The following is a 12,663-nucleotide window of genomic DNA, read 5'->3' as shown; positions in this document are numbered from 1 at the left end:
GGCAGCATGCAGCTTGAACTCGCGTGTATAGACCTTTCTTTCGTTCATGGAACCTCCAAGTTGGCGAAATCATATCGCCCTTAAGAGGTGTCCGGAATTATTAGGCCAGTTCAGCTTGCTCGCGATGGTCGTTAACGATGCCGCGTGTTTACTGACTAAACGCAGTGCTTTTGAGTCCATCGCGAGCAAGCTCGCTCCTACAGGGGGGCTTCGGTGAATTCAGGAAGGGGACTGTTCATTGCAATGCCTTGCTTAGCGGCAATCGCACCATGTTCCGGGCTTTCAGCGAACCGAAATACAACCAGTCCCCATACTCGCGCACGGTGGTGATGGGGGAGTAATTGTCGCTGCTGCCGTCCTGCAGGTTGGCGATCACTTTGCCATCAAGGTCCAGGCCCAGGGCAAATCCGTGTTTTTCCACGGGCTTGGGCAAGACGGTCATGGCCCGCACGATCATCTTGCGCACGAACGGATGCGCCGCCGTGGCGTCGAGCAAGGGGTTTCGGGGGGCATACAGCGCCACCCAGAACCGGTCGTGGCCATTGAACGACAGGTTGTCCGGCAGCCCTGGCAGGTTGTCGATAAACAGGTCGTGGGTGCCGGCCTTCGGACCGCTGAGCCAATAACGAGTGATGCGGTAAGCGCCGGTTTCATTGACCAGTACATAGGCATCGTCCGGTCCCAGGGTCACGCCGTTGGCAAACTCCAGCTTATCCAGCACAACCGAGGTTTTGCCGGTCTGGAAGTCGTAGCGCAGCAGTCGACCGTCGCCGCCGTGTTCGATCACGGCCTCACCGTCGTGGCCATAGCCGAAGCGGCTCGAAGCATCGCTGAAATAAGCGTAGTGACCGGGTTTGTCGATGGCCACGTCGTCGGTAAAACCGAAGGGAACGCCGTCGGCCTCTGTGGTCAAGGCCACCAGGCGTCCCTGGGCGTCGAGGGACAACAAGCCTTTGACGGCATCGGCGATCACCAGCAGGCCATTGGGATGCCGGGCCAGGCCCAGTGGCCGGCCACCGGTATCGGTCAGGATACTGGTGGTCTTGCCGTCCAGGCTCGTACGGATCAGGCGCCCGTCGTGCAGGCCGGTGATGAGCGTGTCGTTTTCCAGCAACAAGGCTTCCGGCCCGTCGATATTGGCGGCGCCGACGCGCTCCACCTCTTTGAGCCGCTGATTGTCGGCGTAGATTCCGCTGGTGAGGGACGGCGCGGCTTGTGGTGTCCAGGCCACCGGCCGCACCTTGGTGGGCATCAGCAGCAGGAAGGCGCCGATGACGACGATGACCAGCAACAGACATTTGAAGGTTCTGCTCACACGCCGACTCCTGTCGCGGCCAGATACTTCTGTGCCATGTCGCGCAATGCCAGCATCGACGCCGCCGATTCCCGGTCGATGCGCCGCTTGAGCAACAAGCGGTTGGCAATGCGCATTGCCAGGCCGCTGAACTGATATTCCAGGGTGCGGACGAAACGTGTGTCTTCGCCTGTGGCATCGCATTCATAGGTCACCACCAGCGACAGGCCGTGGTCACCCCGGGCCTCGGCGCTCCAGCGCCGCCCGGGCAGGTACTCCGCCACCTCCCAGCGCAAGTGCCCGTCGCGCCCGCCGGCACGGATGTCTTCCTCGAAACGTGCGCCGGCATGCAGCGGGCCTTTTGGCCCGTCGATGCGCAGCGACGACGGATGCCATTGCGGCCAAAGGGTCACGGTGCTGGCGTAGGCAAGTACCTGGATCGGGTTTCCGGCAATGACAACCTGATGCTGCATGCGGGTCATGGGGGTTCTCGTCGGGTTGAGCGGCTCAGGTTCCGGCTCCCAATAGAGGGTGCCGAACAGGTAGTCCATCAGCGGGAAAACGATGTTGAAATTACGCGCCTGCATCAGTTCACGGCGGTGGTGCAGTTCGTGCAGCCGGCGCATCTGGCGGATCCACGGCAGCCGTGTGAGCGGGTTGCGCGACGGCAGATGCTCGCAGGCATGAAACACTTCATAAGTCAGGTAGCCGAGGACAAGAAGGCCGCCGACCAATCCGGCGACGTTGGTATTGATGTGCTTGAGCAGCCACCAGAGGGGCAGGGCGACGGCGAGGGTGTGCAGCACGATCAGCCACGCCGGAAACAGAATCACCCGCCAGTCGCGGGCGCTGTCGTAGGTCATGTGGCCGGGGGTGAAAAAGCTGTGGTGGTCGCCTGCGTGACGGGCGTAAAACAGCCGGGCGAAGCTCTTTTTATGATGCCCCAGGTGGCGATGCACCATGTACACACCGAGGTTGAACAACAGCAGCGTGACGGGCACCGCCAGCCATTCCGCTGGCCGCACCTGATGTACGTTGCTCCAGAAGACGCTGATCGCCAGTGCCCCGAACACCAGGACAAACGCGCCATGCAGCCAGGGGTTGTAGAGCGGATGAATGTCGGCGCGGTAACGGCCGCGGAATCCTTCGGTGGTCTGCCTCACTGCAATCACCTGTCGTTTTTGCTATCTCTTTCAGATTAGCCGATCCCGGTGATTTGACGGACCGAACCTTAAGGACACAACGGCCATGATCCGGTGCAAACCGGTCTCAGGTCAGCGGATCCCATCGCTGCGACCAGTCTTCGTCTGAGTCGATGACTTTGCGCAGCAGGTCGAAGGCGCGTTGCAGCGTCGGCGAGTCACGATCGCGCGAGTAGACCAGATAGGTCGGGTAGTTGAATTCCGGCGCCTTGGGCACCCGTTCCAGGGCGCCGCTTTGCAGATAACTCTGCACGACGCGGGTGCGGAAGTAGCCGCTGCCGCCGTTTTCGAGAAGATACTGCAAGCCCAGCGGGCCCAGATTGAAACTCAGCGCAGCCTTGGCCTTCTCCGGCAGCGCGGCGTCGTGCTGGCGTCGAAAATCAGCGCCCCAATCGATGTACACATAAGGATCGGGCTTGTCGGCCAGGCGCACGAGAATCAGTTTTTCTTCGAGAATCTGCTCGACCTGCAGACGCGGCCAATATTCGGGCTGATACACCAGCGCGGCATCCAGAACACCCAACTCCAGCTGGCGCAGCAGGTTTTCGCCGTCGCGGATTTCCATGCGCAGGGCATGGCTGGGGATATTCTTGCGAATTTCGCCGGCCCAGCCGAGCATCAACGGGTTGCACAGACTCACCTCGCCACCGATGTGCAGCACATCGCGATAACCTTCGGGCAACGGCAAATCACGCCGCGCGGCTTCCCAGGTTTGCACCAGCTGATTGGCGTACACCACGAACGCTTCGCCATTGGGCGTCAGGCGGGCGCCGGCACGATTGCGCACGAACAGGGTGCTGCCCAGTTGGCTCTCGAGTTTTTGTACCCGTGCGGTGATCGCGGTCTGGGTGACATGGAGCTTCTCGGCAGCCGCGGCCAGGCTGCCATGGCGGACGATTTCGAGGAAGGTGCGGGCGAGGTCGATGTCCATGGGGTGGCCGGTGGTGTAAGTGCCCGCATTGTAAGAGCACCACCTGACCTGTGGCGAGGGGGCTTGCCCCCGTTGGGCGCGAAGCGGCCCTTGACGTCCTTCCGACAAGTCGAAATCTCTGGTTGTGCAACTTCTTCGCAGTCGAACGGGGGCGAGCCCCCTCGCCACAGGACCAGCAAAAACGACGAATCCCGCCACTAAGGGCGGGATTCGTTTGCAGCAGGCACGCTCCCGAAGTTCGGGAACCAGGTGCTTACGACGGGAACAGCTCGGACAGTTTCATCGCCAGCATCATGTCGCCTTCAGCGCGCAGTTTGCCGCCCATGAACGCTTGCATGCCGTCAGTCGAACCGTCGACGATGCCTTGCAGGGTTTCGCCGTCCATCACCAGGGTCACCTGGGCGTCCGGGTTCTCGCCTTCCTGCAGCTCGCAGGTGCTGTCCTTGACGATCAGCGAGAAGTTCTTGGTGTCGTCGATGCGGAAACCGAAGACCAGGTCCAGACCGGCGGCAGCGGCTGGGTTGAACTTGGCTTTCATTGCTTGTACGGCATCAGCTACGGAGGTCATGGTTCGATCCTTTCTTGGGTAATAAGAGCTGGGTGATTACAGCCAGGGTCACAATAGTCCGGACTCAGCGAAACGTGATGAGTTCCGGGGCCTTCAACAGTTGCAGGTGCGCATGACTGTTGAAGGAAGCCAGGGACACCTCGCGACCACGAAACTTAAGCTGGTTGAGCGAGGTGTTGACGATTTGCCAGTTCAATTCAAAGGCCTGCCGGGCAGGCATTTGCGTAATCAGGTGGAGCAGGGCGGTGATGGTGCCGCCGGACGTGAACACGGCGATTTTCTGGGTGTTGTCGGCCTGGTCGAGAATGCGATGCAGACCGGCCCTCACCCGTTCGACAAACCCCAGCCAGCTCTCCAGGCCCGGTGTGTCGTAGGTGCCGGCCAACCAGCGCTCGATGATCAGGGCGAAGACACGCTGGAACTCACCACGGTTTTGCGCGGCGTTGCGCAGGATGTCCAGGGCCTCGGGTTCGTCCGGCAGCATGGCCGGCAACAGCGCGCGGATCACTGCATCGGCGTCGAACTCATTGAAGGCGGAGTCGGTTTCCAGCACCGGCACCGGCAGGCCTGCCGCGGCGAATTGTTCCAGCGCGCTGTTGGCCGTGTGCTGCTGGCGGCGCAGATCCCCCGCCAGGCAGCGGTCGAAGCTGATCCCGAGTTCGGCCAGGTGCCGACCCAGGATTTCCGCCTGACGAATACCGGTCGGCGACAGCACGTCGTAGTCGTCTGCACCGAAGGAGGCCTGGCCATGTCGAATCAAATAGATGCTGCCCACGTCCGCGTCTTCCCGGTACGTTGAAGGTTTGGCGAGGTTATGAGGATGGCGGTGTGCTGTCAATGAAAAAACATACGCTTGTTTGAAATGCCCGTTACAGGCCTGTTACCAGAGCTTTCACGGCTGGTAGCAAGGTCGACGCATGGGTATGCTGGAGGTATCCCGCGCGCGTTCAAGCCGCGCATCGTTTGAGGAGTCCCTGTGGAGTTTTTTTCCGAGTACGCCATTTTTCTGGCCAAGACCGTGACCCTGGTGATCGCCATTCTGGTGGTCCTGGCCAGTTTTGCGGCCTTGCGCAGCAAGGGGCGGCGCAAGTCGTCGGGCCAGTTGCAGGTCAGCAAACTCAATGATTTCTACAAAGGGCTGCGCGAACGCCTGGAGCAGACGTTGCTCGACAAGGATCAGCTCAAGGCCTTGCGCAAGACCCAGGCTAAAACCGACAAGAAACAGAAGAAAAAACCCGAGGCCAAGCCCCGGGTGTTCGTGCTCGATTTCAATGGCGATATCAAGGCTTCGGCCACCGAAAGCCTGCGCCACGAAATCACTGCCTTGCTGACCCTGGCCACACCGAAGGACGAAGTGGTTTTGCGCCTGGAAAGCGGCGGTGGCATGGTTCACAGCTACGGCCTGGCCTCCTCGCAACTGGCGCGTATCCGTGAGGCCGGCGTGCCCTTGACCGTGTGCATCGACAAGGTCGCGGCCAGCGGTGGCTACATGATGGCGTGCATCGGCCAGAAGATCATCAGCGCACCCTTCGCGATCCTCGGCTCGATTGGCGTGGTGGCGCAGTTACCCAACATCAACCGTTTGCTGAAAAAGCACGACATCGACTTCGAAGTGCTGACCGCCGGTGAGTACAAACGCACACTGACCGTGTTTGGCGAAAACACCGAGAAGGGCCGGGAGAAGTTCCAGCAAGACCTGGACATCACCCATCAACTGTTCAAGAACTTCGTGTCGCGCTATCGCCCGCAACTGGCGATCGATGAAGTGGCCACCGGAGAAATCTGGCTTGGCGTGGCGGCGCTGGAAAAACACCTGGTCGATGAACTCAAGACCAGCGACGAGTACCTCGCCGAACGCGCCAGGCAGTCCGAGCTTTATCACCTGCACTATGCCGAGCGTAAAAGCCTGCAAGAGCGCATTGGCATGGCCGCCAGCGGCTCGGTCGATCGTGTGCTGCTGAGCTGGTGGAGCCGTTTGACCCAGCAACGCTTCTGGTAACGGGGCAGGAGATATTGCAAAACATCCAGCCGGGGCATTAGCCCCGGTTTTTTTGCCTGCGAATACTTGCCTGATGTCCTCCACGGCCCGGCGAAATCTCTGTAGGCAGCAGGCGACCGTTCCTGCTTTCGGTAATGCGGCGGCTGGTTATGTTGGTGTTCCGGAATAATTGCCATGGAACGCATATGAATGACCATCAGACACCGCTTCATCCCGATCTTGCGCCGCTGCGCGAAACACTGACGTCTGTGGTGGGCGCGGCTTTGCCGCAGTCTCCCGAGCAGTTCGGTGCCCAGTTGATCAAGGCAAAATGGGGGCCAGACATCGACCCGCAAAAGGCCCTGTTGGTCACCCTGGATTACCGCTATCGCGGGCATCCGCCGCAGGACGGTATCGAGCAAGGCCAGGTGGCAAACACGCAAACCCTGGTGCAGGCGTTGCTGGCGAACTACCAGACCGTCGGTGACGGGCGTTTTGCCGAAAGCGCATTTGGCTTGTACACACCGCCCGATGTCGGTCCGTCCGTTCGCATCGTGGAGCATGTCGATGAATTCGCCGATCACGGCAATGGCAATCACCACACCTACGAAGGCATTTATCGCCAGACCACGCCCCAGGTGTATGGGCCGGCAACGCAAATTGCCCTGAGCCCTGCGGCGTTCAAACAGTGGGTGTGGGAGCTGGATTTGCAAACCCGCTATCAGGCTTACCTTGATCGCGCGTGGCCCTCCGATAAGCGTATCGTCCAGGCGGCGCCTTACGACCTGAGAACCTCAGTCAAGGCCGCCTTTATCATGAGCGCCTGCCTGCAACATCAGGAGGGCAGTTTGAGTCAGGAAGGCCTGGTCTTGGCCATGCAGGCCGCCGGGTTGCCAGCGCAGCAGACCTGGAATGCACTGACCATCGGCCAGGTGCAGGCGCCCACCCGCGTCAGTGCGCCGATCGAGGTCGGTCGGCTGAAGATCTATCGCTATACATCGGACGATATCTGGTGTTACCGCCACCGTCATAGCGGCCGGGTCTTGCTGAACATTCCCGGCAACTCCTCACCCTTGCATGAATTCGCCGACTTCCGGCACCTGCGCCAATGGATCGTGGACCAAGGCAGGGTTGCCGCCACACGGCAAGCGCTGGTCGCGCATTTTGCCGAGGACGATCGTGAAGACGGTACCTTCCATGCGGGGGTGTCGACGGCGTTGGAGGGCATGGCGGTTTACCCGAAGGAACACTGGCTGAAAAAGAACGCAGGGTTGTTCAACAACGACGGTTTCTGGGACCCGCAGGACTATATCGACCTTGAGCGTGCGCCGACTGACACCGACCCGTTCGCGCAATTGGTGCTGACCATGAAGCAGGCCTCCATGGCCAGCGTCAAAACCATCCGCGACGATGCCCAGGTCAATCGCGACAACCTGAGCGCGGTGGTGGAACCGCTCGTGCAGTGGATCAACCGGCTGGGGCCATTGGCACTGTTCATTCCGGGAGGCGAAGGCGTCCTGGTACTGGCCGGCCTGATCGACGCCGGTTATGGCCTCGATCAGGCCGTCAACGGTAAAACACCGGAGCAGCGCTCCGAGGGCGTGACGCGCACGGTGTTCGGCTTGCTCAATGCACTCCCGCTGGTCGGGGCGGTGGCGGCGCTCAAGGGCGAAGAAAAAATCGCCGGAACGTTGCACGAACCCCGGGAACCCGGGAGCGAGCCGCATCCCGAAACGCCGGCCGAGCCCGCACCCGGATCGGCTTCGGCGCCGGTGTCGACACGTGTGGAGCTGATGCGTGGCGTTTGCACACCCCTTGCTGCCTTCAGTGATGAGGTATTGGCGCAGATCGCCCGGGTCAGTACGGTCGACGACGATATGCTGCGCCTGATGCAGACTGGCCGTCCGCCGACGCCGTTGCTTGCCGACACCATCACACGCTTCAAGCTCGATCAGGAACTCGAAATCGTCGCCGACCCGCAAGCGCGGGCCGGATTGTTCAATGCCCGATATCAGGCGCTCCAGCACTCGGACCAGGAGTGGGTTCGCCTGTTTCAGCGTGAATACCAAGGTTTGCCGAAAAGTGCCGTGGAGCAGATCCTCGACCGTTCGGGAGTTGACATCAATCGGCCCGTCGATGCTGACGAGGCGCTGCTACTGTTCAAGCGCCTGGACAGCAAGTCGCGGGAGTATCAACAACATGCACGACTCAACCGGGCTTATGAAGGTCTGTACTTGCGTTCGATCGTCCATCCGGAAACCGATGTCCTGGCGTTGCATTCCCTGCCACGCCTGCCCGGTTGGCCGAAAGACTTACGCATCGAAGTGCACGACGGGTCAATCAGTGGCCGGGTCCTGGACCGTTGCGGCCCGCCCGATTCGGCGGATTGCCGGCGCTTGATCAAGGTCGGTGATCGTTATCGGTATTCCACGATGGCGGCTACCGACGGCGAGGGTTCGGATCTGTTTACCGCACTGGTCGATCTATTGTCAGGGGAGGAGCGCGCGGCGATGTCGCTGCGCTCCCCAGACGCGGCCAGCCAGTTGCGCCTGCGTATTGGCACACATGCCTTGCCCCGCTCCGAGCTGATACTCGGCTTGAATCGAATGGATTCGCGGTTGTCCTTCGAAGCCACGGGGTTGCGCGGTGGCGGCTTTCCGAATACGCCACAGGCCGCTGCGCTGACCCATGAAATCATGCGACTGCAGGTCAAGAATCTGTATCCGGATTTCACCGATGCCCAGGCGGATGAGCTGCTCCTGATGGCGGGTAACGGCGCTCAAGCGCTGGTGGATCGCCTGATTCTCGAGATGCAGCAGTTGCATGCCGATCTGCGCCAGTGGATCGACCAGGCCGTGCTGGATGTCGATGACATGGACGTGGATTTTCTTGCGGTGGACGATGATGACGCCGCAGGCATGAGCCCTGAGCAGGTGGCGGCACACAATGTCGAACTGCTGCAAACCGTGATTGGCTATGAGCGTGAAACGCGAATTGAATTGGGCGACGAACTGATGGGCATCTGGCAAAAATGCCCGCCCCAGATCAATAGAGTCATGTCCGGCGAGACGTTCTCTGGTTACAGGCTGGATCTGGGCTTCGAGGACTACCATAGGTTGCCAACGATGAACGTGCGCTTCAATGAGGTCGTCGAGCTATCGATGCGGGGCTTGCACCTGGTCGAGCGCGAGAGCCTGAGCGTCTTTCTCGAAAGTTTTCCGAACCTGCGTTCCCTGAACCTGGAACGTGTCGACCTGCGGCGGCTCAACGCAGACGGCGTGCTGGAAGGTGTGTTGCCTCCACCGATTCGGCAAATGCCCCACCTCACTACGCTCAACCTGAGTTCCACCTTTTTGCAGCTTCAGGAGCGCACGGCTTCGCAGTTTCGTGAGCTGGTGAGCTTGCAAACGCTGGATCTGAGTGACAACCCGTTGACTGTACCGCCCGTGGTATTGGGGATGAATGAACTGCGTGTGTTGAACCTGAGAAACACCGGAATCAGCCATTGTCCGATAGGCATCGCCGATCAGCCGTACTTCACCTCGCTCGACTTGCGAGGCAACCGGATCGGTCGGGTTCCCTACTCGATACTGATTCAGGCGGTGTCCCGGGACCGGGTGAAACTGTGGGGCAATCCGCTGACGGATGAAGACACGTTGTTGCGCCTGGTGAGTCATCGTGAGCGCACCGGTATCAATTTGTGGTTGAGTGAGCCGGGTGCCGATTACGGCAGTGCGACGCCCTGGCTGGAGGAGGGTGATGAAAGCGTGCGCGAGGCGCGGCAACAGATCTGGCAACGATTGGCCGTCAAGCCATCGGGCAGTGCGTTGCTCCGGGTCGTGGATGGATTGAGCCTGACGGCGGATTTCCGGGTCGGTTATTGGTCGCTGCAGGCGCGTGTGTGGCGCTTGCTCCACGAAGCGGATGCGTCAGAAGAGTTGTGGGGCTGGTTGCTGCACTGTGTCGAAACGCGGACGGCCGATGCGGACAATCCGTTCAGGCTGTTCGTGGTGCTGGAAGATCGAGTCCGGCTGTACTGCGACTGGGTCGCCATGGGGCGTCCGATTCCGCTGGTGGATAATCCGGTGTTTTAGCGCGAAGGGTAAAACCCCTTGAACCCCGGGTCGGGGTTCAAGGGGTGACGGTCAGCGACGACGGAACAGCGGCAGCGGTTCGTCGGCAGCGGCCTGGTAGGTCACCGAGAAGTCCTTGAGGCCTTCAAGGGCTTCGTGCGGGTCTTTGTCGGCGCGAATGGCGAACGCGTCGAAACCACAGCGATGCATGTAGAACAACTGGTCACGCAGCACGTCACCAATGGCCCGCAATTCGCCCTTGAAACCGTAACGGTCACGCAGCAGGCGGGCATTGGAGTAGTTGCGGCCATCGGTGAATGCGGGGAAGTTCAGGGCGATGACCTGGAATTGCGCCACGTCTTCACCGATTTCCTCGGCTTCTTCATCGGCGTCCAGCCAGATGCCCAGGCCGCCATCGCGGGCCAGGAGCATGCGGCTGTGTTCGCGCCACAGCTGCAACGGCACGATGAGGTCGTCGCAGTTGCTGATCTCGTCGATGTTGAAGTCCTTGGGCAGCAGGTGCCAGGTTTCGTCGACGACCTCGTTGTTCTTAATGATTCGCTGCATAGACACGCTCCTTGAAGAGGTCGATACCAATACGCTGATAGGTGTCGATGAAGCGTTCGTCTTCGGTACGTTGTTCGATGTACACGTCGATCAGCTTTTCGATCACGTCAGGCATGGCTTCCTGGGCAAAGGACGGGCCGAGGATCTTGCCCAGGCTGGCGTCACGGCTGGCGCTGCCGCCGAGGGAAACCTGATAGAACTCTTCGCCTTTCTTGTCCACCCCCAGGATGCCGATGTGGCCGACGTGGTGGTGACCACAGGCGTTCATGCAACCGGAGATGTTCAGGTCCAGTTCGCCGATGTCGAACAGGTAGTCCAGGTCGTCGAAGCGGCGCTGGATCGATTCGGCGATCGGGATCGACTTGGCGTTGGCCAGGGAGCAGAAATCACCGCCCGGGCAGCAGATGATGTCGGTCAGCAGACCGATGTTCGGCGTGGCGAAACCTTGCTCGCGCAACTCGCCCCACAGGGCGAACAGCTTGTCCTGCTCGACGTCGGCCAGGATGATGTTCTGCTCGTGGGAGGTGCGCAGTTGACCGAAGCTGTAGCGGTCGGCCAGGTCGGCCACGGCGTCGAGCTGTTTGTCGGTGATGTCGCCCGGTGCAACGCCGGTTGGCTTCAGGGACAAGGTCACGGCCACGTAGCCTGGCTTCTTGTGGGCCAGGGTGTTGCGCACGCGCCAGCGGGCGAAGCCCGGGTGCTGCTGGTCGAGCTCGGCCAGGGCGGCGGTCTGGTTGCCCAGCGCCTTGTAGTCCGGATCGACGAAATGTGTGGCGACGCGCTGCACTTCGGCTTCGGTCAGCGTGGTCTGGCCACCGCGCAGGTGCTCCATTTCCGCATCGACTTTCTGCGCAAAGACTTCAGGTGTCAGCGCTTTGACCAGGATCTTGATCCGCGCCTTGTACTTGTTGTCGCGACGGCCATAGCGGTTGTAGACCCGCAGGATGGCGTCGAGGTAGCTCAACAGGTCTTGCCACGGCAGGAATTCATTGATGAACGCGCCCACCACCGGCGTACGACCCAGGCCACCGCCGACAAGTACGCGAAAGCCCAGTTCGCCGGCTGCGTTGTGCACCGGCTCAAGGCCGATGTCGTGGACTTCGATGGCGGCACGGTCGGAAGTCGAACCGTTGACGGCAATCTTGAATTTGCGCGGCAGGTAGGCGAATTCCGGGTGGAACGTGGTCCATTGGCGGACGATCTCGCACCATGGGCGCGGGTCGATCAGTTCGTCGGCGGCGACACCGGCAAACTGGTCGGTGGTGACGTTGCGCAGGCAGTTGCCGCTGGTCTGGATCGCGTGCATCTGCACGGTGGCCAGTTCAGCGAGAATGTCCGGAATGTCTTCCACGGCCGGCCAGTTGAACTGCACGTTCTGCCGGGTACTGATGTGGGCATAGCCCTTGTCGTAGTCGCGGGCAATCCTGGCCATCATTCGCATCTGGCGCGAAGTCAATTGGCCGTAAGGCACGGCGACTCGCAGCATAGGCGCGAAACGCTGGATATAAAGGCCATTTTGCAGGCGCAGGGGGCGGAATTCTTCTTCGCTCAGCTCGCCTGCCAGATAGCGTCGGGTCTGATCACGGAACTGCTTGACGCGGTCCTCGATGATCCGCTGATCGTATTCGTCGTATACGTACATATAAGTCCTGTTCTCAGGCTTGGGCCGGTCGGAAACAGCGGCGTTTTTTGGCTTGCTGGCGTCCGATAATACCTCGGCAATTCTGCGCGCACGGCCGCGCACTCCCTACGGAGCCGGGGCACGATACCAGTTTGCAGTTATGCGTAAAAGTGATGTTTGAGCATATGTAAAGAACCAAATCGACTAATGAGGGGCGCTGTTACAAAGACCCTGTTTGTGATGCGGGCAATCGTCGTCTTTACTCTGCTCGAGTCTTTATGCAATCACCGATAAAACCGACAAGAGGCGATGCAATGAGCAACCCAACCAAAGCACGGAAAAGCGATAGCACCGTTGATGCATGGGCCATTTTGTTCCTGATCATTCTGGTCGTGGGGACCGCGGTATTCTGGGTCAGTCATCAGTAAG

General features: G+C 60.4%; 9 protein-coding genes. 2 read left to right on the top strand and 7 right to left on the bottom strand.

Features of this window, described 5'->3' with window-relative positions:
* Positions 1-235: 235 nt before the first annotated feature.
* The 5 genes from KW840_RS25760 to KW840_RS25740 all read right to left on the bottom strand — a co-directional run bounded on the left by KW840_RS25760 (position 236) and on the right by KW840_RS25740 (position 4,770).
* On the bottom strand, positions 236-1,315 hold the full coding sequence (locus tag KW840_RS25760; RefSeq protein ID WP_218498205.1) for an SMP-30/gluconolactonase/LRE family protein: 1,080 nt from the start codon (positions 1,313-1,315) through the stop codon (positions 236-238).
* Positions 1,312-2,457 (bottom strand): SRPBCC family protein, encoded by a 1,146-nt coding sequence (locus KW840_RS25755; protein WP_218498204.1) that lies wholly within the window; start codon positions 2,455-2,457, stop codon positions 1,312-1,314. The genes KW840_RS25760 and KW840_RS25755 overlap by 4 nt, the downstream gene beginning before the upstream one ends.
* A 106-nt stretch (positions 2,458-2,563) precedes the next feature.
* On the bottom strand, positions 2,564-3,427 hold the full coding sequence (locus tag KW840_RS25750; protein ID WP_057714369.1) for a LysR family transcriptional regulator: 864 nt from the start codon (positions 3,425-3,427) through the stop codon (positions 2,564-2,566).
* A 253-nt stretch (positions 3,428-3,680) separates the two neighbouring features.
* Entirely contained in the window at positions 3,681-3,995 is a 315-nt protein-coding gene (locus KW840_RS25745) for an SCP2 sterol-binding domain-containing protein (protein ID WP_007946492.1), read from the bottom strand.
* Between the two features lie 64 nt (positions 3,996-4,059).
* Positions 4,060-4,770, bottom strand: coding sequence for a histidine phosphatase family protein (locus KW840_RS25740; RefSeq protein WP_218498203.1), 711 nt, complete (start codon positions 4,768-4,770; stop codon positions 4,060-4,062).
* Positions 4,771-4,971: 201 nt separating this feature from the next.
* On the opposite strand from KW840_RS25740, the gene sohB reads away from it, so the two are divergent.
* Positions 4,972-5,994 (top strand): protease SohB, encoded by a 1,023-nt coding sequence (sohB, locus tag KW840_RS25735; RefSeq protein ID WP_090455662.1) that lies wholly within the window; start codon positions 4,972-4,974, stop codon positions 5,992-5,994.
* A 185-nt stretch (positions 5,995-6,179) separates the two neighbouring features.
* A complete protein-coding gene (locus KW840_RS25730) occupies positions 6,180-10,067 on the top strand; it encodes a dermonecrotic toxin domain-containing protein (protein ID WP_218498202.1) in 3,888 nt (1,295 codons plus the stop codon).
* Between the two features lie 51 nt (positions 10,068-10,118).
* Here KW840_RS25730 and KW840_RS25725 read toward each other — a convergent pair whose 3' ends face one another.
* Entirely contained in the window at positions 10,119-10,613 is a 495-nt protein-coding gene (locus tag KW840_RS25725; RefSeq protein WP_057714377.1) for a DUF934 domain-containing protein, read from the bottom strand.
* Complete coding sequence (locus tag KW840_RS25720; protein ID WP_218498201.1) at positions 10,597-12,255, bottom strand: nitrite/sulfite reductase; 1,659 nt, start codon at positions 12,253-12,255, stop codon at positions 10,597-10,599. Before KW840_RS25720 ends, KW840_RS25725 begins: the two co-directional genes overlap by 17 nt.
* Positions 12,256-12,663: the final 408 nt, after the last annotated feature.

This window comes from Pseudomonas sp. PDM30 (assembly GCF_019218985.1).
Taxonomy (GTDB): domain Bacteria; phylum Pseudomonadota; class Gammaproteobacteria; order Pseudomonadales; family Pseudomonadaceae; genus Aquipseudomonas; species Aquipseudomonas jessenii.
The sequence above is the reverse complement of the archived record's forward strand: the minus strand, read 5'-3'. Positions and strand labels throughout refer to the sequence as shown.